This is a genomic window from Larkinella sp. VNQ87, from assembly GCF_049445795.1.
Lineage (GTDB): Bacteria > Bacteroidota > Bacteroidia > Cytophagales > Spirosomataceae > Larkinella.
Window position 1 is genome coordinate 262,735 of the sequence record NZ_JBMSDT010000005.1, and the last position, 22,789, is coordinate 285,523.

16 protein-coding genes are annotated in these 22,789 nt (G+C 55.4%); 10 read left to right on the plus strand and 6 right to left on the minus strand.

The annotated features are described in order from the left end of the window. Positions 1-77: 77 nt before the first annotated feature. Both ACO2Q8_RS10585 and ACO2Q8_RS10590 read right to left on the minus strand, forming a co-directional pair. Positions 78-1,073: an alpha/beta hydrolase gene (locus tag ACO2Q8_RS10585; RefSeq protein ID WP_423344773.1), complete on the minus strand. Its 996-nt coding sequence runs from the start codon at positions 1,071-1,073 to the stop codon at positions 78-80. Between the two features lie 249 nt (positions 1,074-1,322). Further along, on the minus strand, positions 1,323-1,736 hold the full coding sequence (locus tag ACO2Q8_RS10590) for a nuclear transport factor 2 family protein (protein ID WP_423344774.1): 414 nt from the start codon (positions 1,734-1,736) through the stop codon (positions 1,323-1,325). A gap of 429 nt (positions 1,737-2,165) precedes the next feature. On the opposite strand from ACO2Q8_RS10590, the gene ACO2Q8_RS10595 reads away from it, so the two are divergent. Both ACO2Q8_RS10595 and ACO2Q8_RS10600 read left to right on the plus strand, forming a co-directional pair. Beyond that, complete coding sequence (locus tag ACO2Q8_RS10595; RefSeq protein WP_423344775.1) at positions 2,166-4,220, plus strand: sigma 54-interacting transcriptional regulator; 2,055 nt, start codon at positions 2,166-2,168, stop codon at positions 4,218-4,220. 3 nt (positions 4,221-4,223) lie between these two features. Then, positions 4,224-6,125, plus strand: a complete 1,902-nt coding sequence (locus ACO2Q8_RS10600) for a tetratricopeptide repeat protein (protein WP_423344776.1) — start codon at positions 4,224-4,226, stop codon at positions 6,123-6,125. Here the strand turns inward: ACO2Q8_RS10600 and ACO2Q8_RS10605 are convergent. Beyond that, complete coding sequence (locus ACO2Q8_RS10605) at positions 6,122-6,850, minus strand: alpha/beta fold hydrolase (protein ID WP_423344777.1); 729 nt, start codon at positions 6,848-6,850, stop codon at positions 6,122-6,124. The genes ACO2Q8_RS10600 and ACO2Q8_RS10605 overlap by 4 nt on opposite strands. A gap of 769 nt (positions 6,851-7,619) precedes the next feature. Here ACO2Q8_RS10605 and plsY point away from each other — a divergent pair. The 5 genes from plsY to ACO2Q8_RS10630 all read left to right on the plus strand — a co-directional run bounded on the left by plsY (position 7,620) and on the right by ACO2Q8_RS10630 (position 13,407). Continuing rightward, positions 7,620-8,279, plus strand: coding sequence for a glycerol-3-phosphate 1-O-acyltransferase PlsY (gene plsY, locus ACO2Q8_RS10610; RefSeq protein ID WP_423344778.1), 660 nt, complete (start codon positions 7,620-7,622; stop codon positions 8,277-8,279). A gap of 99 nt (positions 8,280-8,378) precedes the next feature. Next, entirely contained in the window at positions 8,379-9,758 is a 1,380-nt protein-coding gene (locus tag ACO2Q8_RS10615; protein ID WP_423344779.1) for a dipeptidase, read from the plus strand. 60 nt (positions 9,759-9,818) lie between these two features. Continuing rightward, positions 9,819-10,718: a DUF1207 domain-containing protein gene (locus ACO2Q8_RS10620; protein ID WP_423344780.1), complete on the plus strand. Its 900-nt coding sequence runs from the start codon at positions 9,819-9,821 to the stop codon at positions 10,716-10,718. A gap of 170 nt (positions 10,719-10,888) precedes the next feature. Next, positions 10,889-11,833: an ABC transporter ATP-binding protein gene (locus ACO2Q8_RS10625; RefSeq protein ID WP_423344781.1), complete on the plus strand. Its 945-nt coding sequence runs from the start codon at positions 10,889-10,891 to the stop codon at positions 11,831-11,833. A gap of 2 nt (positions 11,834-11,835) precedes the next feature. Then, complete coding sequence (locus ACO2Q8_RS10630) at positions 11,836-13,407, plus strand: ABC transporter permease/substrate-binding protein (protein ID WP_423344782.1); 1,572 nt, start codon at positions 11,836-11,838, stop codon at positions 13,405-13,407. On the opposite strand, the gene ACO2Q8_RS10635 is transcribed toward ACO2Q8_RS10630, so the two are convergent. The 3 genes from ACO2Q8_RS10635 to ACO2Q8_RS10645 form a co-directional block, all read right to left on the minus strand. Continuing rightward, entirely contained in the window at positions 13,408-13,725 is a 318-nt protein-coding gene (locus ACO2Q8_RS10635; RefSeq protein ID WP_423344783.1) for a HigA family addiction module antitoxin, read from the minus strand. It abuts the gene before it with no gap. A gap of 50 nt (positions 13,726-13,775) precedes the next feature. Continuing rightward, positions 13,776-14,060: a type II toxin-antitoxin system RelE/ParE family toxin gene (locus tag ACO2Q8_RS10640; protein WP_423344784.1), complete on the minus strand. Its 285-nt coding sequence runs from the start codon at positions 14,058-14,060 to the stop codon at positions 13,776-13,778. Between the two features lie 175 nt (positions 14,061-14,235). Next, a complete protein-coding gene (locus ACO2Q8_RS10645) occupies positions 14,236-15,339 on the minus strand; it encodes a hypothetical protein (RefSeq protein ID WP_423344785.1) in 1,104 nt (367 codons plus the stop codon). A gap of 1,013 nt (positions 15,340-16,352) precedes the next feature. Here ACO2Q8_RS10645 and ACO2Q8_RS10650 point away from each other — a divergent pair. From ACO2Q8_RS10650 to ACO2Q8_RS10660, 3 genes are read left to right on the plus strand one after another with little or no spacing between them, the layout of a single operon-like run. Then, positions 16,353-19,430, plus strand: a complete 3,078-nt coding sequence (locus ACO2Q8_RS10650; protein ID WP_423344786.1) for a SusC/RagA family TonB-linked outer membrane protein — start codon at positions 16,353-16,355, stop codon at positions 19,428-19,430. 51 nt (positions 19,431-19,481) lie between these two features. Further along, positions 19,482-21,038, plus strand: a complete 1,557-nt coding sequence (locus tag ACO2Q8_RS10655; protein ID WP_423344787.1) for a RagB/SusD family nutrient uptake outer membrane protein — start codon at positions 19,482-19,484, stop codon at positions 21,036-21,038. A 43-nt stretch (positions 21,039-21,081) separates the two neighbouring features. Then, positions 21,082-22,788 (plus strand): arylsulfatase, encoded by a 1,707-nt coding sequence (locus ACO2Q8_RS10660; RefSeq protein ID WP_423344788.1) that lies wholly within the window; start codon positions 21,082-21,084, stop codon positions 22,786-22,788. The last annotated feature ends 1 nt before the right edge of the window (position 22,789 follow it).

The following is a 22,789-nucleotide window of genomic DNA, read 5'->3' on the forward strand; positions in this document are numbered from 1 at the left end:
AAAACGCCCCGACGCAGGAGTTGAAGCCTGGCCGGGGCGTTTTTAATTAACTCCGGCGATGTTCGCAAGAGCCGGTTTTACCCCAGATACTTTTTCAGTTCGGCAGCCGCCTGCACAAACAGCGAGCGAACCTGCGGCAAGTGGGCCAGGCCGTTCAGCAGGCCAAAATCGTGAATCATGCCGTTGTACCGAACTGTTGTGACGGGCACTCCGGCTTCATCGAGCTTCCGGCCGTAGGCTTCGCCTTCATCCCGCAGCACGTCCGCTTCGGCCACCTGAATCAGCGCTGGCGGCAAACCTTTCAATTGCTCAACGGTCGCTTGTAGGGGCGATGCGTAGATTTGCTTCCGCTCCGCCGGGTCGGTCGTATACTGGTCGTACAGCCACTTCATCAAGGGGGTGGTCAGGAAGCGGTTTTCGCCATACTGTTGGTAGGATTCGGTTTCGAAGTTGGCGTCGACAATCGGCCAGAACAGGATTTGCAGCTTAATGTCCGGACCGCCTTTTTCCTTCGCCAGCAGGGTCGTGACGGCCGTCATGTTGCCCCCGACGCTGTTGCCCACCACAGCCAGGCGGCTGCCATCGACGTTGATTTCGGCACCGTTTTCGGCCACCCATTTCGTAGCGGCATAAATCTCGTGGATCGCCTGCGGGTAGCGGGCTTCCGGGCTGGGCGTGTAGTTTACAAAAACCGCACAATACCCCGATAGTACCACCAGGTCGCGCACCAGCCGCTGGTGCGTCGGGAAATCGCCCAGCACCCAGCCTCCGCCGTGGATGAAGATGAAAACCGGGAGCGTTTCGGTCACCCCGGCCGGGCGGACAATATGTAGCTTCACGGTGTAGCCCTCGCTGGTGATGGTTTTCTCCGACACATCGATGCCCGAAAGATCGACCTCATAAGAGGCCTGAAGCCCGACCAGACCCAGCCGGGCTTCGGCGGGGGGCAGGGTTTCGAGGGGCGGGCCACCGGCTGAATTCAGCGCGGCCAGGAATGTTTTTACACCCGGAGAAAGCGCCGGATCTTCGGTGACGGCCAGGGGCGTCAGTTCGAAAACAGATGAGTTTGTCATACGTATGGTGTTTTTAATCAGAATGGGTAAATGCCGTACGACACTTCTGAAGACGATTTGTATGCCAAGCCTGAACGTCGGCAATAGTTTCTAGAAAAGGTCGAAAATGTCCTGCAAAAGCCGTTTTTTAATACCGACAGCCTATAAATCCTCTTGTAATGGCTCCGGATATTCTGGAGTTACGCCAATACTTCTCCAAAACCTTTGGGCTTCAAAGCCACTTGTTGGGTTGATTCCAATCACTAGTCGCTACTGGCCCGAAAGGGTGTCAAGCAACTGGGCGGTATCCCAGAAAAAGGTCTTTAGGGTAATTATTTTGCCTTCCGAGATCTGCCATTGCTCGACAAACGGCAGGGTAAACACGGTTTCAGACGCGGACGAGACGGCTTCCATCTCACCCGTAACGAGGATTAGCTCAATCTTATCAGAACCGTTTTCAGGCGTAAAGTACCGTTCCGGACGGATGTGCAGGGCCTCCCAGGTCCAGTTGCGCTTCGAAAACATTAAAATGTACCCCTCCCGACCGTGGTAGATACCACCAAACGGCAGGGAGTCGGGTACTTCGACCCGGATGTTTTCATCCAGTACCGGAAGCACTTTACTCAGATTACCTTGGATGATGTCGGCATAAATTTGTTGAACAAGTTGCGTTGAAGGACTCATGGTGTCTGCGTGTAACGGTTTGGCCTTTCCTCTGACAAGACCAGTGCCAGCCCGGCGCTGAAAACCGGCCGGTCAGCCGCCGGGAGTTCTCCAATCGGGGTTAACGGATTTGGAATTCTCCAAAAAATCTGGAGATGTTCAGCAATTTTGTAGTTTATCAACCTGGTCCGGGTAAGCTGAGTAACAACCCTTTATGAATGATTTGCCCATTCATTCACCCGAGATTATCGAGTTTTAATACCGCTTTGTGTTGATTGTCAGGATTTTATAAATTACATTCGTTGGAAAAACGTCGGATCACACAGCGACCGCGTTTTTGCTATGTCATTCTTAGTCGCGTCGTAGCAAACCGACGGCCAACGGTTTAATTCTTGCGGACTCCTAAGCAGTCGTTCTGGCAATCGCTTGCCTACAACCTCTTTTCAGACCATGCAGAAATCCCTCCACCCCGTGCTCCCTTCCACCGCCGATTGCCAGATTCTGATTGTGGAGGACGAATTCGTAATTGCCAACGACCTGAGCCTGATTTTAAGCCTGGCCGGTTATTCGATCCTGGGAGTGGCCGATTCCGTGGCCGAAGCCCGGGATTTGATGGCGCAGCACCGGCCGGACATGGTCTTGCTGGATATTTACCTGAAGGGAAAAGAAACCGGGATTGACCTGGCAAAAGAACTTGAAGAGGCAACCATTCCGTTTATTTTCATTTCAGCCAACGACAACCGCAGTATCCTGGAACAGGTAAAAGCCACCCAACCCTGCGGTTACCTGGTCAAGCCGTTTCGGGAAAAAGATGTGCTGACGGCGCTGGAAATCGGCCGGTATCGGCATGCGCACAGTGCCGAACTGAAACTTCGCGAAGAAAAAGCGCTGCAAATTGCCCTGACCGATGTGCTCTCGGAAAAAGACAGTTGGGAAAACAAGCTGCTTCGGGCCGCCATGTTCCTCCAGCCCCACATTCCTTTCGACTACCTGACCATCCGGCACCGGAAGGCGGCTTCTGATCGCACTTACAGTTATTACCGGGTCGGTTTCGAGGAGTACCAACTCATTGATCAGACGGAATTCGGACAACTGACCAAAACCGCCCCCGAGCAACTCGCGCAGTTACAGGCCGGGATAACGTTTGTCAAGTCTGATCGATACAACCACGACGCGTTTGATCAACTGGCCCGCCAGCATCCGTTTGTTCAACTGCTGGCCGGTGCGTTCCGGTTACAGTCGGCGCTGGTGATGCCGCTGACCATCCGGCCGTCGGAGTCGTTTACCATCTCGTTTTTCAGCCGCCAGCCTGACCAGTATTTGGGCCGTCATCTGGCCTTACTCGAACGACTCGAACAGCCCATGCTGCTGACGCTCGGCCGCATTCTGGCGTTCGAGGAAGTGGCCCGGCTAAGCGAGCAACTCCGGCGCGAAAACTCGTACCTCCAAGAAGAAGTCAAGACCATCGCGAATTTTGAGGAAATCATCGGCACCAGCCAGCACCTGCTGCGGGTGTTCAATCAGGTGTCGCAGGTGGCTCCGACCGATACGACGGTTTTGATTCTGGGCGAAAGCGGCACCGGCAAGGAGTTGTTCGCCCGGGCGATTCACAACCTGTCGGCGCGTAAGGACAAAATTCTGGTCAAGATCAACTGCGCGGCCCTGCCTGCCACCCTGATCGAATCCGAGCTGTTTGGGCACGAGAAAGGGGCTTTCACAGGTGCCCTGGACCGGCGTATCGGCAAGTTCGAACTGGCGAAAGGCGGCACTATTTTTCTGGATGAAATTGGGGAGATGCCGCTCGAACTCCAGGCCAAACTGCTGCGGGTGTTGCAGGAAAAGGAAATAGAGCGCGTCGGGGGCAACACGCCCATCAAAACCGATGTCCGCGTCATTGCCGCCACCAACCGCCAGTTGGAAAAGGAAGTTGCCGACGGCCGTTTCCGCATGGATTTATACTTCCGGCTTTCGACCTTCCCGATTCACCTGCCGCCCCTGCGCGACCGAAAGAGCGATATTCCGCTGCTGGCGACGTTTTTTGCCCAGAAATCGGCCCGGAAACTCGGCAAACCGTTCAACGGCATCAACGACCGGGTTTTGGGCGAACTGCTCCATTACGGCTGGCCGGGCAACATCCGCGAGCTGGAAAACGTCATCGAACAGGCCGTCATTCTCAACAACGGCCACAGTCCGCTCGAACTGGGCCGACCGCTGGTAAATACCTTGTTTTCGGGAAATCCGGCACCGGTTGCTCCGGAAGAGACCGGCACCGGACGCGGAACGGTTTTGCCACCCAAAGATTTGCTGGATGTGAAACAGATTCAGCAGGAAACCGAGCGGGAGTATATTCTCCGGGTTTTGAAGCAAACCAACGGCCGCGTCCGGGGCAGTGGAGGGGCTGCGGAATTACTCAACCTGAAACCGACGACCCTTGAATACCGGATGGAAAAACTGGGCATCCGGAAAACGCTGACCGTTCAGAATCCAAACCCGGTTTCCCACTAAGGTATGCGACTCAATCGGATCGGTTTTTTGCTTTTGGCCCTGACGTACAGCACCTTTGGACAGGCCCAGCCCATGGCCGGAAAAACCGTCGCCGACCTGGAGCGACTGGTGAAGCAGTACCGGTATCACAAACCGGATTCGGCCACGTACTTTGCCCAAAAAGGCATCGAGCTAGCCCGTCGGCAAAACGACAGCACCGGCGTGGCCCGGATGCTGGTGCAACTCGGGATGATCGACGACAACCAGGGGCAATACGAACAGTCGGAAACGAAATACCGACGGGCGCTCGGAATTTTTCAGAAAGCCCGCTTGAAAAAAGAAACCGCCACCGTCACGATTCGGATCGGCGTGGTGGAACTCCGGAACGGAAATTACGACAAAGCCATTCAGTATTTTCTGCAAGCGCTGAAAACGTCGGAAGAACAGCAGGATTTGTTTGGGCAAATGGAAGCTCATTACAGCATCTCCTGGGCGCATCTCGACCAGAAGAACTACGAACAGGCGCTCCGGTATCTGAAGTTGGCCGAGCAGTTTAACGAGCGGCTTCCGTTTTCCAATATTTCGCTCAATATCTACAACCATTTTGGGGTCATCTACCGGCAGTTGGGCGACTTTAAAACCGCCCGGTCTTTCCTGGAAAAAGGCATTCGGCTGAGCGACAACCAACTGGAATACCAGGGGCTGAATATCACGCTGATCAACAACCTGGCCTCGGTGTACGCCAAGGAAGGCCGCAAAGACAAAGCCATTGCGCTTCAGGAAGAAGCCCTGGCGCGGTCGAGAGCCATCAACAACTACCTGCGGGAATTGCAAACGTTATCGGGTCTGGCCAGAACCTACGGCAACGACAACCTGCCCAAAGCCATTGAGTACGCCAATCAGGCGGTTTCGCTGGCCCGGACCAAAGGCGCACACCGGCAGGAAATGCGGTACCTGAAAGACCTGACCGAGCTTTACAAAGCGCAGGGCGACTACCGGCAAGCCCTGGTGACGAAAGAACGCGAACACGCCCTGGCCGATAGCTTTTTTTACAAAGCCACGACCGAGCGCATCGACGCCCTCAAAGCCGAGTATGAACTGGGCAAATCCAACGCCCGCATCCGGGAGCTGAGTTTTATCAACAAAAAGAACGAACTGGAACTGGAACGCTCAAGCCTGATCCGGAACGTAACCCTGGCGGGGATTACGCTGCTGCTCATTATTCTGGGACTGCTGTACAACCAGTACCGGATCAATCAGCGCAACAACCGGGAGATTGCCCGGAGCAACCAGTCGCTGCAACGGCTGGTGGACGAGAAAGAATGGCTGCTGAAAGAGATTCACCACCGGGTTAAAAACAACCTCCAGGTGATCACGAGCCTGCTGAACTCGCAATCCATTTATCTGAAAGACAAAACCGCCCTTTCGGCCATCCGGGAAAGCCAGAACCGGGTGCACGCCATGGCGCTGCTGCACCAGAACCTGTACCAGTCCGACCGCTTATCGAGCATTCCGATGGACCGTTACATTGCGGATATTGTGGATTACCTGATGGAATCCTTCGAACCTCCCGGCCCGCTCAAAAAGCAACTGGCGATCACGGCGGCCGAACTGGACGTGATTCTGGCGGTTCCGTTGGGGCTGATCATCAACGAGGCCGTAACGAACTCGCTCAAATATGCTTTTTCGCCCCATCAGGAAGGAGTCATTGCGATAAGCCTGCACAAAAACGACGACCAGACATACCGGCTCACCATCCGTGACAACGGCGTTGGCCTGCCGGTCGACTTTGATCCCCGTCAGAGCCGAACCCTGGGGCTGACCCTGATTCGGGGATTAAGCAAACAGATCGGCGGGAACTTACAGATTACCAGCCCGGACGGCGTGCAGCTTGAGCTGACGTTTCCGGAAAGCACACCCGTTTAGAGCGTTCCGGCGGCTTCCAGAATCACGGAAGCCACTGCTTCGGGATCGGCCAGCATGGCCACGTGACTGGTCGGGATTTCCAGCGTTTTGGCGTTCAGTTTTTGGGCAAGCGTTCGCTCCAGGTCCGGGTTGATCATGCGGTCGTTGGCGGCTACGATAAACCACGACGGTTTCTGTTTCCAGGCGGCTTTCGTGATTTTTTCCGTTAAGGCCGTAAACGCCTGCGGGCCCTGCGTCGCCAGGATTAACTTCTGTTCGGCCTCGGGCAAATCCTGGGCAAAATCCTCAAAAATGCCGGTGGGCGACATGCTGACAAACCCGTAGGCATCCGGGCGAATCTGGTCGTTACCTGGCGTGGCCGGAGCGGTTTGCACGGTGTCCAGAAACGACTGGCCTTCCTCGGGTGCCACGGCGGCCACGTACACCAGCCCGGCTACCTGATCGTGGTTTCCGGCTTCCGTGATCACGACGCCACCCCAGGAATGCCCCACCAGCAAAACCGGTCCATCCTGCAACTCAATGGCTCGTTTGGTGGCGGCCACGTCGTCGCCCAGCGAGGTCAGCGGGTTTTGCACCGCCCGAACGTGCAGCCCCTTTGCTTCCAGCAGCGGAATTACTTTGCCCCAGCTTGAGCCATCGGCCCAGGTGCCGTGCACCAGTACGACGTTTTTGATGCCGGTTTTAATAGCCTGATCGACTGTTGTTTCGCGTGTTTGATTCGTCATAATTGCGTTATAATGAGGTGACTTAAGTAATCAGAAAGCTGTGTACGATTGGCTGTTGCGCTGGCATAATCGCCGGCGAAAAAGGTGCCTCCAACTAGGTTTTGTCCTTTTTCACATCCTAACCATAAAGTGGCTGGAACGCCAATAAAACCGGCTTCTCTTTGCACATCAGTAGCATGATAACAAGACCATTAACCTGCCTTTCCTAAACCGAACCGATTGGTCGATAAGTCAGTTGAATCATAGCTCTTGGGATGAAAACGCAGTGGTTTTTATGGCCAGTTTGCATTCATGCCGAATCCTGACGATTTATGTGCCAGAAAACTCCTCAGGTCGTAATTATTGTGAAAAGGCTTTTTAAGGGTGATTTAGTCCAAAAGTTGCTCTGAGCGGGTCAGCTTTTGGCGGAAAGGCTCCGGAATTTTCGGAGTTATTTTTCTATTCCTCCAAAACTTTTGTAGCGGATTTTAGCGGCAAGGTGCATGAGTTTTGTCCAATTTTTGGGCTTCAAATAGGACGATGTTTGGAAAATATAACTTTTGCAAGTTATTTTTGGATGAAGTAAACTCGACTAATGAATGATTTTAAGTCCTTTTTTGTTATTAAGCGGTAGAAAAGTCAAATTTTTATGTAGATTTGTCGTTCAGGACCATCTGTCACCCACCGAAAATTCCAATTCTTAAGTCTCTGCGCACCCGTTTTTCGGGTGGTTTTGGTAGTTAATTTATACTCAATGTCAATCGCACCGCCGAAGCGGTAGATTTCTTGAATGAATGTATTATTGATCATCGCAACGACGTTACTGGCGTATTTGCTAGGGTCCATTCCGACGGCTGTCTGGTATGGAGAAGGTTTTTTTGGGTTAGATATTCGGAAGTTTGGTAGCGGCAATGCCGGCGCTACCAACACGTTTCGCGTACTGGGTAAACGGGCAGGTACAGTCGTGATGCTGATCGACGTACTGAAAGGCTATACGGCCACGATTTTAGCGTCCCTGCTGTGGTATTTCGACGTCATCGGTACGCACGAAATCCTGACGTTCAAGCTGGTGTTTGGCCTGGTGGCCGTCATTGGGCACTGTTTCCCGGTTTTTGCCGACTTTAAGGGCGGGAAAGGCGTGGCGTCGTTGCTCGGGATGGTGCTGGCGATTCACCCCGAAGTGGCCGCTGTTTGCATCGGGATTTTCCTGGTCGTGGTCATTGCCTCCCAGTACGTTTCACTGGGTTCGATGATGGCTGCCCTGGCGTTTCCGGTGCTGTTGCTGTTGCGGGCGTTCGGGCAGAAAGAACATCCGTTGCTGATTGTGTTCGGCGTCGTGGTTTTCCTGTTTGTGGTCCTAACGCACCAGAAAAATATCACCCGGTTGTTGAACGGGGAGGAAAACCGGACACGCCTGATCAAGTTCCGGAAGAAAGACGACGAGGAATAAGTTTCAAAGCATACCGATTGCAGGACGCCCCGAAGTGATTAACTTCGGGGCGTTATTGTTTCCGGATACGCCGTCGACCCGACGAAAACCGTCATACCCATGTTGTCAACGTACCTTACTGAACATAAAGACCGCTTCCTGAACGAATTGTTCGACTTGCTGCGGATTCCGTCCGTCAGCGCCGATTCCAACTTCAAACCGGACATGCGCCGGGCCGCCGAGTTCGTCCGCGATAAACTCACGGCCGCCGGTCTCGACAAAGCCGCCCTGCATGAAACCGCCGGTCATCCGGTGGTCTATGCCGAGAAAATCCTCGACGAATCCTTGCCGACGGTGCTGGTCTACGGCCATTACGACGTGCAGCCCGCCGATCCGTATGAGCTCTGGAACACCCCGCCGTTTGAACCCACGATTCGCAACGAGCGGATTTACGCCCGGGGTGCCTGCGACGACAAGGGTCAGTTTTACATGCACGTCAAGGCACTGGAAGCCATGCTGGCGACCGACAACCTGCCCTGCAACGTGAAGGTGATGATCGAAGGCGAAGAAGAAATCGGCTCCGACCACCTGGGCACGTTTGTGGCCGAAAACCGGGAGATGTTGAAAGCCGACGTGATTCTGATTTCGGATACGAGCATCATTGCCAACGATGTTCCCTCCATTGAAACCGGGTTGCGGGGCTTGTCGTACGTCGAAGTGCAGGTGGTCGGCCCGAACCGCGACCTGCATTCGGGCGTCTACGGTGGGGCGGTGCATAATCCGGTCAATGTCTTGTGTCAGCTCATCGCGTCGCTGCACGACGAAAAAGGCCGCATCACCATTCCCGGTTTTTACGATAAAGTCCAGGAGTTAAGCGCCGATGAGCGGGCCGCCCTGGCCGAAGCGCCGTTCGACGAGGAAGAATACAAGCGCGACCTGAACCTGAAGGCGGTTTTTGGCGAAGAAGGCTATTCGTCACCCGAACGGGCTTCGATCCGGCCGACACTCGATGTGAACGGAATCTGGGGCGGTTACACGGGCGAAGGCGCCAAAACCGTATTGCCCAGCAAGGCCCAGGCTAAAATCAGCATGCGGCTGGTGCCGAACCAGGACCCCGACGAGATTACGGAACTGTTTACAAAGCACTTTACGGCCATCGCCCCCCCGACCGTCACCGTGACCGTGACGCCCCACCACGGCGGGCAACCGTACGTGACGCCCACCGACTCCGTGGAGTTTGAAGCCGCCCGGCGCGCCTTCCGCGAAGCCTGGGGCAAAGACGCCATCCCGACCCGGGGCGGGGGCAGCATCCCGATTGTAGCGCTTTTTGAGAAAGAGTTGGGCGTCAAATCCATCCTGATGGGCTTCGGGCTGGACATCGACGCGCTGCATTCGCCGAACGAGAGCTACGGTTTGTTCAATTTCTACAAAGGCATCGAAACCATTCCGTATTTCTATAAACACTACGCCGAACTGAAAAAAGCGGCCGTTGAAGCCTGAATCTGACGTTCCTTTCTTTGACCCTTCCTCCGGCGCCAAACCGGAGGTTTTTCGTTTACGATGCGGTATCTTTTCCTTTTTATTCTGATCTTCACCGGTTTATCCACCGCTCGGGCGCAGCAGGACATGCCCGACACGGTGGTGATCCGGCATTCGACCACTCTGCAGGCCACGTACCCGCGCCGGGAGTTTCTGCCCAAAGGCCATTTGTTCATGCCTATTTTGCTCGACCCCATCGAAGCGCAAACCGGTGTCAGCGTGCTCCCGGCTTACTGGATGGACGGCAGGAAATACGACGGCACCATCGTTCCGTTTTCGTTTGGGCTGCGAAAACCGATTTTCCGCTGGTACAAATCTGCCGAACGCAGCTCTGAACTCTCGTTCGATGTGGCCTCGTTTACGCAGTTTGAGGTCTACCACGACGCTCAACTGAATAAACAGAAACGCCAGTTGATGAACACGGATTACCGGCTGAGTTTCCTGTACAACATCAGAGTCCGGCACCATAGCTGGCGGATTCGGCTCTACCACCTGTCGTCCCACCTCGGCGACGATTATTTGTTTCGCAACCAGATCAATTATTACCTGCCCAACCCGGTCAATTACGAAGTGGTCGATGTGACGTATAACCACGAAAAAAACGGTCTGCGGAAGTACGTTGGCGTCGGCATTGGGCTGCGAAAACCGGAAGAACGCAAGCGACTGAGCGCGCAGGCCGGTTTTTTTTACCGCAAACCCTCGCCCGCGTTTGCCCGGCTGGCCGGCGGCATCGACCTAAAGCTCTGGCAGCAAACCGACTTCCGGCCCGGCGTCAAAGCCGGGATCGGGCTGGAACTGGGCCGCACCGCCAACAACCTGACGTTCCTGCTCGAAACCTACACCGGTTTCCGGCCCTATAGTGTCTACGAAAGCCAGAAAACCCGCTGGATTGGCATCGGCGTCTACTTTAATCCGATTTAGGTTTACGGTTTTTCGGTATTCGGTTTACAGTTTTTGGTTTCGGTTTACGGTTCAGTATTCGTTATTCAATGTTCGATATTCGTTATTTAACTTGCCTACTGTTAAACCTCACGTGAGTTCTCTTAGCGCAGACCACCGAAAACCGTATACCGAAAACTGTAAACCGTAACATGATCTCCGTCTACCAACTGACCAAACGCTATCCGAATCAGACCGCCGTCGATGCGGTGTCGTTTGCGGTGGAAGAAGGGGAAACACTGGTGTTGCTGGGAACGAGTGGGTCGGGCAAAACCACGACGCTGAAGATGATCAACCGCCTGATCGAACCCACGGCCGGAACAGTGACAATCAACGGCGTCGATACCCAGACGCAGAATCCCGCCGAACTGTGCCGCCACATGGGGTATGTGGTGCAGGAAACCGGCCTGTTTCCGCATTATACCGTGGGCGAAAACATCGCGACCGTGACCCGGCTGCTGCGGTGGGACAAAAACCGCATCCGCAGCCGGACGCTCGACCTGCTGGCGATGCTGCGGTTGCCCGAAACATACCTGAACGCCTACCCCGACCAGCTCAGCGGGGGCCAGCGGCAACGCGTCGGGCTGGCCCGGGCCCTGGCGGCCGAACCGCCTATTCTGCTGATGGATGAACCTCTTGGGGCGCTGGATCCCATCACCCGCGCCGAAATCCGGCACGAATTCCGGAATCTGGACGAACTCCGGCGAAAAACCGTCGTGCTGGTGACGCACGATATTCGCGAAGCCCTCGAACTCGGTGACCGCATCGGCGTGATGGACGGCGGCCGAATTCAACAGATTGGAACCCCGAAAGAACTGGTACTCAAACCGGCCAACGCGTTTGTCCGGCGGTTTTTCGACGATCAGTTGCTGAGTTTTCAGTTACAGGTGCTGACGCTGGCCGACCTGCTCCCCTATTTGATGCCCGAACCGCCCGAACCAAACGCCGTTGCTTTACAGCCCGAAACCAGCCTGTCTGACGCATTGACAAAGGTGGCAAAAACCGGGTTCGGGGTGGTTCAGGAACCGGGTCGGTCGTTCGGGCTACGGGCCGCAACGATCTGGGCGGCTTTTCACCAACTCATTCAGTTGTCGTAACCATGCCGGAATTTTTCAACTTCGTGGCTGAGCAGGGCGACAAGCTCATCGAACAAACCCTGACGCACATCGGGCTGACGTTTCTGTCGCTTTGTCTGGCGCTGCTGATCGGTCTTCCTGCCGGGATTCTGATTACGTACCGCCCGAAAGTGGCTTCGGTGGTGTTGGCGGTGGTGGGTGTTTTACAGACCGTGCCGAGTATTGCGCTGCTCGGTTTTCTGATTCCGCTGCTCGGTATTGGGGTCGGCCCGGCGCTGGTGGCCCTGTTTCTGTACGCCTTGCTGCCGATTGTCCGGAATACCTACGTGGGCATTCGGGAAGTGAGTCCGATGCTGAAAGAAACCGCCCGGGGCATGGGCATGACCACCTGGCAAGTGCTCACCCGGCTGGAGCTGCCGCTGGCGCTGCCGGTTATTTTTGCCGGCATCCGGACGGCGACGGTCATCAACGTGGGCGTGGCGACGCTGGCGGCTTACGTCGCGGCTGGCGGGTTGGGCGAGTTCATTTTCGGCGGAATCGCGCTGAATAACCCGAACATGGTGCTGGCCGGGGCCGTCCCGGCGGCTTTGCTCGCCATTTTGTTTGATTTTCTGTTGGCCCGCTTGCAACAGTTGCGTGGTTTGCGGTTGCGCCGGGTGGCGCTGATTTTTCTGGTGATGGCTCCGGCCTTGTCGGCTTTTTACTGGCTACCGGGTGGCAACGCGGGCGGGCTGGTGGCCGGTTTTGCCCACGAATTTTACGGCCGGGCCGACGGCTATCCGGGCCTGATTCGCACCTACGGCTTGCATCTGACACCCCGGCTCATCGACCAGAATCTGATGTACGAAGCCATTTACCGGGGGCAAGTCGATTTGATCAGCGGTTATTCGACCGACGGGCGCATCAGGGCTTTTGACTTGCGGGTGTTGGACGATGATCGAAACGCTTTTCCGCCCTACGAAGCCGCGCTGGTGGTGCGCCCGGCGGTGTTGGCGCAACATCCGGAACTGGACCAAACGCTTCGGCTGCTAGAAAACCGGCTGTCGGATGCCCGGATGACCGACCTGAATTACCGGGCGGACTACCGACACGAGTCCCCGGAAACGGTCGCCCGGCGGTTTTTGAGTGAACAAAACTTATTGCTTCCGACCGCTCCGCGACAACGGCAGGGACAACTCGTAATTGGCACCAAGATTTTTACGGAACAATACATCCTAGCCGAAATCCTGCGGCAATTGATCGAAAACCGCACGTCGTTGCGGGTCATTACCAAAACCGGTCTGGGTGGTACCCAAATCTGCTTCAACGCCCTGAATGCCGGGGATATCGACCTGTATCCGGAGTATACCGGCACCGGGTTGCTCGTCATTCTACAACCGCCCGCTCGGCTGGCCGACTCACTGAAAGCCGACCGGAAAGCGGTTTTTCAGTACGTCAGCCGGGAGTTTGAGCAACGCTACGGCCTGCGCTGGCTGGCTCCGCTGGGCTTCAACAACACCTACGCGCTGATGATGCGCCGGTCGCAGGCCGACCTGCTTCAAATTCAGTCGATTTCGGACCTGACGCGGTTTTTGGGAAAAAGTAAAAACCGGTAATTAACGTCGGGCTGGAGCCACCCGGTTGTCAACGGGCCAAAGTGGAGCAATTGTGGGCTGTTGCCTTTGCCGGGCTTGCCATAGATCGTATTGTTGCTGAAGATCAAGCCATTGTTCCGGGGTCGACGTCGGAAATGCCTGTGCCAGGATAAGCGCCATTTGCGGACTAATTCCTGCCCGACCGTTTACAATCTGCGAGAGTGTCTTCCGACTGACGCCCAGAGACTGAGCGGCTTGCGTAACCGTCAGCCCTGCGCCATCCAAATACAAATCTTTTAAGATAACACCCGGATGAGAGGGATTATGCATAATGCTCATTTTCAGGCTAATTAAATTTTTAGCAGTCGGTTGTAAAACCGTTACTATGATCAGTGATAATCCTCATAATTCACATCATGAGCCTCTCCTTTTTTCTTGTCAAAACGGAAAGTGATCCGATAATTTCCCGTCACCCTAACGGCAAATTCGCTTTTTCGGTTGCCTTTTAACGGATGAAAATCAGAACCGGGAAAATTTACTCCGCTAGGGTCTCTCGCTACGTTCAACAGCGAAAGAATGTTTTTGATTCTTGGAATCTGTTTCGACGGTAGCCCGGATTCAATACCTTCTTCGAAAAGCTGTTTCAGCCCTTTGTGTTTAAATGATTTGATCATAAATCTTTGATTTAACCGGTTTAATGTGCCGTTACCGCGATGTGATCAAAGATTGTATTACCTGTTACGTAACAGGTGTCAAATATAGTCAATGAAATATGATAAGCAAATCTTTCAATTCTTTTTACGATTGCCCCGGACATATCCGTCTTTAAAACCTTTCAAAATCACTCGTTCACCGAATCCGGTACGATTTTAGCCACTGTTTCAGCACGGCCGAGTCCTGGAAAGCCGCGAGATCGCTTTTCAGGCTTTTGATGGTGCGCTTCAATTCCTGCGTATCGAGTTTCAGGCTGTATTCCAACTGAACCGGCGACGAAACGAAGAAAACCGATTTGCCACTCAAAGCCGCCATTTGCGATTGCAGGGTGTACAACTGGCTCTGCAATTCCTGCGTCTGCTGCTTCAGGATTTTGTTGTAATACGTCAACTGTTCTTCGGCCAGCGTTTCGAGGTGGTCCTGGTCGATGCGGTTGAACTCCAGTTGGAGCCGCAGCAGCGCGAGCAGATCGCTTTTTTCGTAGGCTTCCGTAATTCGCTGCATCACTTCGGTTTTGCGCTGCTTTTCGGCTTCGTCCGGTTCGCGGTCGGGGTGGAAGGTTTTCACCAGGTCCATGTACACCGTCCGCACGGCTTTGGTGATGTTGCGCTCCTCGGTCTGCTTTTTGGCTTCCCGTTCGAGTTGCTTTTTGGTTTTGGGACGTTGGGCCCGGCGCTCGTCGGCGGCACGTTGCTGGGCTTCAAAGGCGGTTTGCTGCTCTTCCATTTTTTGCCGAACGTGCTCCTGAAACTTCTCCGGCGACCCTACATCGGCATCCTCATCGAACTCGATGCCAAACATGGCGCCGTAGAGTTCCTTCATGGCTTCGGCGGTCTGCTGGTCCGATTCGGCGTTCGTGGCATCGAATCCCTGCGCGTCGTACTTGTCGTAAAGCGGTTTCAGGTCCTCGCGCCCGTAGTCCGAAATGAGTTCAAACGCCAGGTTCAGAATCAGGTCGGCCAGTTTCTTGCGTTCGTTGGCCTTGAAATCTCCGGATTCATAAGCACGGTCGAACAACTGCACCAGGCTGACCCGTTGCTGGTGGTACTCGGTTTGCAGAGGCACCAGCACCGTTTGAATCTGCTGCTGGACGCGGGTGATGGTGGCTCGGTAGTCGGTCAACTCTTTTTCCAGCGATTCAATTTTCCGGGTCAGGCGGTTGAATTCCTTCTGCGGTTTGGAAAGGGTGGCCTTGTCGGCGGCATTCTCGATTCGAATTACCTGTTGGGAGGAAGGCATCGGTCAAAAGCACGTGGTAAGTCGCAAAAATACGGTTTCTCTGGATGATGCTGCACGCTCTGGGCATAAAATGCCATTGTCGGACCGGATCCAAGGTTGTGCCGAAAAGCGATCCGGGCAGATCCTTTAACAAATTCAATCTGCCTAGCTGTAAATAGCAATCGCCCAGATCACTTGAAAATAAAATATTAAAAATCAATCAGTTGTGTCTACTCGGTAAGGCGTCGCCATTTTTTAATGCTAAAAAAACAGGAGAAAAATTTGGCACCTTGGAACGGACATTCTTTCTTTGTGCAAATCTACTAAATCACTAGATTTTAAATACTAATAACCTATCTAACAACAGGAGTAATGGAACTAAGCCGTTTTACTGTTTTTTGTATGGACTTTCAAGCGCACGCTTTAGCCTTCCCGTTTTTTGGAGTCCCAACAGGATTATGCTGTTGTCGATCAGGGTCATAAGCCGTGGCCGACGCCCCTAATCCGTCTTCTGGTGTGGTCGGCAGATCCTATTCAGCAGAACTCTTCCTGTTTTTCTGCACGGTTAAACCCGCACTCATCGCGGCCTGCGTGAGTAACAAAGGCCAAAATCAACCAGGCAACCAACGTTTACGTACCAACTCCTGATTCGGCGGCAACCGAAGTAAGGCGTAAGTCAACCTCTCATCAACAAAAAAACCGGGTACGGCGGCAACCGTCCCGGCAGGTTACGTTACGAAAGCTCTGACAAGCTCATTTTTCACATAACCACTGCAAAATAATGCAAAATCTTTTACTATTGCTGAAGCCCGCTCATTTACCGCCGGGTACATCCGGACTTCCTGCCGTTCCATCTATCACAACAAAAACCGGCTACTCAATCCCTTCTACCGCCAAAACCGGCCTGCTGCATACGGGCCGTTGTTGGGCTCAATCGCTTTAACTTTTAGTCGGCCATTGGCGGCAACCAATGGGCCGGTCTCAATCAATCAGGCTCTGACAAGCTCTTTTTTTACCTAATCACCAGTACTTTCATGCACTATCGGTTACTCCTCCGGGGAATACTATTGTTGGGCGGTCTGCTTTCGGTTACTAGTATCCAGGCACAAACGCCCAAACCCGCCACCATCAACGCCACCGTATCCGGGGTGGTACGCGACGCCCGAAACCGCGACCCGTTGGTGGGGGCAACCGTTGTCATCAAGGGAACCACCAACGGGGCCTTTACCGACGCACAGGGCCGTTTTCTGCTCAGAACCGGTCAGCAGTTGCCTTTCACACTCGTCATCAGCTTTATCGGCTACCGTACCGTCGAAATTATCGCTACCGAATCCACCGTTGACGTATCTCTTCAGGAAGGTGGGAGCACCCTCGACGAAGTAGTGGTCGTTGGGTACGGAACCCAGAAGCGAAGCGACCTGACGGGTTCGATCGCCAGCGTACCGACCGAAATCAAGCGGCAACCGGTGGCTTCGGCCGAGCGGCTGTTGCAGGGGTCGGTAGCCGGGGCCATCGTGACGCAAACCTCAGGGCAACCGGGTGGCGGGGTGAGTGTGCAGATTCGGGGCAACAATTCCATCACGGCGGGGAGCGACCCGCTCTATGTCATCGACGGTTTTCCGATCAACAACGACTATTCGCTCAACGATGCCGGGGTGACCAGCGGGGCCAAGATCAACCCGCTGTCGACCTTGAATACGGCTGACATCGAGAGCATTGACGTGTTAAAAGATGCGTCGGCAACGGCGATCTACGGCTCGCGGGGTGCCAACGGCGTCATCATCATCACCACCAAACGGGGGAGCAAAGAACGGTCGACGATCAACTACGAATCTTTTTATGGCGTACAACAAGTGATTCGGACCATTCCGGTGCTGAATGCGCGCGAGTGGTGGGAACTGCGGAAAGATGCCGCCCGTAATTCCGGCCGGACTCCAACCCTGCCCAGCGTGACCGGCTACACGCTCGACACCGTAGGCCAGGGCACCGACTGGCAGGCGGCTGCGTTCCGAAAGGCGCCCATGCAGAGCCACAGTCTGTCGCTGCAAGCCGGGTCGGAACGGACCCGCGTGGGTATTTCGACCAACTACTTCAGCCAGGATGGGATTCTGCACGGGACCGATTTCAAGCGCTACACGGCCGGGCTGAATATTGACCATGAGCACGGAAACCGGTTGCGGCTTTCGGCCAGTATAACCGCCAGCCGCATCACGTCCAATGTGGCTCCGGCGGGCCTGGTCAGCAACCTGCTGCTGGCTCCGCCCTCGTTGCCTATTTATCTAAACGATGGCTCTTTTCTGGTCAACAGCCCGTTCGAGACCTCGCTGCAAAATCCGATCAACTCGCTTTACAACCAGACCAACGACACCAAAACCAACCGGGTGCTGGGCAATCTGTCGGCCGATTACCAACTCTTGGACGGCCTGCGGCTGAAGGTGCTGGTGGGAGCCGACCTGGTCGATAACCGCCAAAACCGCTACCTGCCGAGCACGACCGGCGAAGGGCTGCAATTGCAGGGGCTGGCTACCGTGGGCTCGACCACCACGACCAACTGGCTGAACGAAAACACACTGACCTACGACCGGGTGTTTGGCAAACACAAACTCAACGCCGTCACCGGATTCACGGCCCAGCAGTCGGAAACCAAAACCGCCGTGGCCGAAGCCGCCGGTTTTGCGACCGATGCCTTTACCTACAACAACCTCGGCACGGGCATCACGAACCGGAATCCGCGTTCCCAAGCCGAAACGTGGGCACTGGCCTCGGTGCTGGGGCGGATCAACTATGTCTACGACAGCCGGTACCTGCTCACGCTGACGCTGCGGGCCGATGGCTCGTCGCGCTTCGGCGATGGCAACAAATGGGGGTATTTTCCGTCGGCGGCCCTGGGCTGGAACGTCGCCAACGAGCCGTTTTTCAGCAGCGTGCGGAGCATCACCAACCTGAAAGCCCGGTTGAGTGCGGGGCTGACGGGCAACCAGAGCATTCCGACCTACCAGTCGCTCTCGCAACTCGGTTATTTTCGGTACAACTTTTCGGGCAACACCGTGTCTGGCTTTGCCCCGACGACGGTTCCTAATCCGAATCTGAGTTGGGAACGGACGTTTCAGGTCGATTTCGGGCTTGATTTTGGCCTGCTCAACAACCGGGTTCAGGTCGTAACGGACTATTACTACAAAAAAACCACCGATCTGCTGCTAACCCGAACCGTGCCGGGTACGTCGGGCCTGGCCGATGCCTCAGCGGGGCAGTTGGCGTCTATTTATCAGAACATTGGCTCCGTCTCGAACCAGGGGGTTGAGCTGTCGGTCAACAGCCGCAACCTGACCGGGGTGTTGCGATGGAATACGATTGCTATTTTTTCGGCCAACCGCAACAAGATTCTGAGCCTCGGCGACGGGGTGACGCAAATCATTCCGAGCATATCGGCTCCGTCGATTGCGCGGGTGGGCTACCCGGTCGGGTCGTTCATCGTCTACCAGACGGATGGTCTCATTCAGCAGGGCGATAAAGCCCTGACGCCCCAGGCCAACCGAAACCCCGGTGGACAGAAATACAAAGATATCGACGGCGACGGGCAGATTACGCAAGCTGGCGACCGCGTCGTAATCGCCAATCAACCCGGTTTGAATCTGGGCCTGACCAACACGCTCGATTACCGGGGCTTCGACCTGACGGTTTTTTTCCAGGGCACATTCGGGGGAAAAATCTACAACGCCAACCGGGCCAACCTCGAACTGGGCTCGGGCTACGTCAACGGTTCGCGGGACCTGCTGAACCGCTGGACGCCCACCAACACCAATACCGACGTGAAGGCGGCCTACCAGGACCCGGCCATTACGCAGGCCGACCGCTTCATTGAAGACGGTTCGTACGTGCGGCTCAAAAACATCTCCCTGGGTTATACGCTGCCCCGGCAATGGCTGCAAAAAGCCGGTATCAAAACTCTGCGGGTGTATGTTTCGGCCCAGAATGCCTACACCTGGACGCGCTACACCGGTTTTGATCCGGAGGTAAGTCTCAATGGCCAGTCGCTCATCAATCGGGGGGTCGACTCCGGCGTGTATCCCAACAACAGTTCGTACCAGGCAGGCGTGTCGCTGTCGCTGTAGCCTCTTCCCACCCCCAGCTCCTCCTGCGGGGCGGGGCAAATTCCAAAACACATGAAACGTATCTTCTCTATTCTATTTCCCCTGTTGGCGTTGAGCCTGGCATCCTGCCGGGAGTTTCTGGCCGAAAACCCTGAATCGCTTCTTTCGGAAGAGCAGTTTTATCGAACGCAGACCGACGCGGTCAATGCCGTCAATGCGGTGTACTGGTTGCTAAACGCCCCCGGCCAAACGCCCTACAATACTTTGTTCAATACGGGGATGAATTTCGCCGGTGACGATGAAGATCCCGGCCCCGGGGCATTCAATGCCGACGTCCGTTCGCTGGCGGTGCTGGGCCATTCGTCGGGAAACCTGCGGGTGTATGAAATCTGGCAGATGCACTACGCGGCCATCAAACGGGCCAATGTGGCGCTGGAGAAAATTCCGGCGATCGACTTTGATGCCCAGCTAAAAGCGCGGCTGCTGGGGGAGGCCAAGTTTCTGCGGGCGCTGTATTATTTCAACCTGGTTCGGCTCTACGGCGATGTTCCGCTGATTCTTGAGTACCAGAAATTTGTGTCGGCTTCCGACTACGCCGTGGCCCGTACGCCTTCCGTTCAGGTATACGCCCAGATTGAAAAAGACCTGACCGAAGCGGCCGGCGTACTGCCGGTTTCGTACAGTTCACCGGATGTAGGGCGGGCTACCCAGGGAGCCGCCAAAGCCCTGCTGGCCAAAGTCTACCTGACCAAAGCGTCGTTGCCGCTCAACCTGGTATCGCACTACGCCGATGCGGTCCGGACGGCCGAAGAAGCCCTTTCGCCCGCCGATGGCGGCACGGGGCGGTATGGGTATAATCTGTTTACGAACTACGCCGATGTATTCCTGCCCGCTACCAAGAATGGCGTGGAGCATATCTTTTCGGCGCAGTTTCGGTCCAATTCGCTCAGTCAGGGCAACGGGCAGAACTCGCGCTCCATCCTGAACGGCATTCCGGGTTTGGTGGGCAGCTATGCCGATATGGTACGGTTTTACACGGTCGGCAACGACCGGTATTTCAGCGTCTACAAGCTCTATAAAAACAACGACCGCCGGAAGCGGGTGACGTTCGTAACGAGTTTTGTCAGCCCCACCAATGGTCGCCGGTATGCGCTGCCGATTGCCAATGCGGCTGTTCCGAACGACTCTACCCCGTTTTTCAACAAAGCTTGGGACCCCGGCGCAACGGGAACAACGAGCGAATCGGCGGCTAACGTTTCGATTCTGCGGTACGCCGAACTGCTGTTGATTCATGCCGAGGCCGAAAACGAAGCCAACGGCCCCACCGTCAAAGCCTACCGGTCGCTGAACCGGGTTCGGAACCGGGCGGGTTTGCCCAACCTGACCCCCAACCTGAGCCAGGCGCAGTTCCGTGATTCGCTTTACCTCGACCGGCGGCTCGAACTCGTCTTCGAATACCAGCGCTGGTTTGATTTGATCCGTCAGAAAGACGCAGCCGGCAACAGCACGTTTGTCCAAAACCTGCACCGGGTGGGGAAGACAAATGCCACCGAAAAGCACCGGCTGTATCCCATTCCGCAATCTGAACTTGACAACAATCCGCTCCTGGTTCAGAATCCCGGCTGGTAGTCTGAATCTGCCTCTTTACAAAAAACAGAAAAAAGCCAAGACTATGTTATTCAGACGCTTACTTTCCCTTGCGGGCCTGCTGGCACTCGGGTTGCCTCTGCTGGCGCAACCGACGGCTAAAACCGCCAAACCGAACATTATTCTGATCATGGTCGATGACCTGGGCTTCTCGGACTTCGGGGCCTACGGTTCGGAAATCAACACGCCCAACATCGACCGGCTGGCTAAGCAGGGGCTGCGGCTGAGGGAGTTCTATAACAACTCCATCTGTGCGCCCACCCGGGCCTCACTCATCACCGGGCAATATCCCCACAAGGCGGGCGTGGGTTACTTCAACGTCAACCTGGGCTTGCCCACCTACCAGGGCTGGCTAAACCGCGAGTCGCTCACGTTTGGCGAAGTGCTGAAGGAAGCCGGTTACAATACGTACATTTCCGGCAAATGGCACGTCGGCAACGACAGCCTCTACTGGCCGCTGCAACGGGGTTTCAAGCATTTCTTCGGGTTTATCGGGGGAGCCAGCAACTACTACGACATCAGCCCGTATCCCGAGAAGGTGCCGCCCGTTGAACTGGTGCGCGACAATCAGCGGGTCAACCTGGAACCGGGCAAATACCTCACCGACGAGATTGCCAATCATGGGATACAATACATAAACGAGTCGGTGGGCAGCGGGAAAACCGTCCGACCCTTTTTTCTGTACCTGGCGTTCAATGCCCCGCACTGGCCCCTGCAGGCACCCGCCGAGGACATTGCCAAATACAAAGGCAAATACAGCATCGGTTGGGACTCCTTACGGGCGCAACGCTTAAAACGACAAATTGAGCTGGGGATTGCCGACCCCAAACAGGCCATTGCCAAACGCGACCCGGAGGTGGTGCCCTGGGAAAGCCTGACCTACGATGAAAAAGAACTCTGGCAGCGCAAAATGGAGGTCTATGCCGCGATGGTCGACCGTGTTGACCAGAATGTCGGGCGGCTGCTGGCCGAACTGAAACGGTTGAAGCAGGACCGGAATACCTATATTTTTCTGATTTCGGACAACGGCGCTCAGGGTGGACTGAACAGCGCCGGTCGACGGAAGCCGCAACGCAACTCGGGGCCGATCGGTTCGGCGGGTTCGTATGATTATCAGGAGCAAAACTGGGCTTACGTGTCGAACACGCCCTTCCGCAACTACAAAGCCACTTCGCACGAAGGCGGCATCAGTTCGCCGTTTATTGCCTGGCACCCGGCCACCATCAAGGCCGGAACGATTGCGCGGGGGACGGCGCATTTGATCGACCTGGCGCCCACCTTTTATGACCTGGCCGGGGCGGCTTACCCGGCGACCTACCAGGGCGTAAAAACGAATCCGTTGGTGGGGGAGAGCCTGAAAACGCTGCTCACCCAGCCGTCCGATTGGTCGCGGCAACAACCGATTTTCTGGGAACGGGCGGGCAACCGCGCGGTGCGGAAAGGAAAATGGAAACTTGTTTCGCTGTACCCCGACAAAACGTGGCAACTCTACGACCTGGAAACCGACCGGGGTGAAACCACGGATGTTGCCGCTCAACAGCCCGACGTAGTGAAAGACCTGAACGCCGAATATGAAGCCTGGGCTAAACGGACCGGCGTGGAAAACTACGACAAAATCCGCCCGGCTAATCAGGGCTTCCCCGGTGGCAATTCCACGCCCAAGGCAAACCAATCTCCAAACCGGCCGACCTCCGAAGCCCGCCCGGCTCGGGTAGGGGGAGGCCGCAATTAAC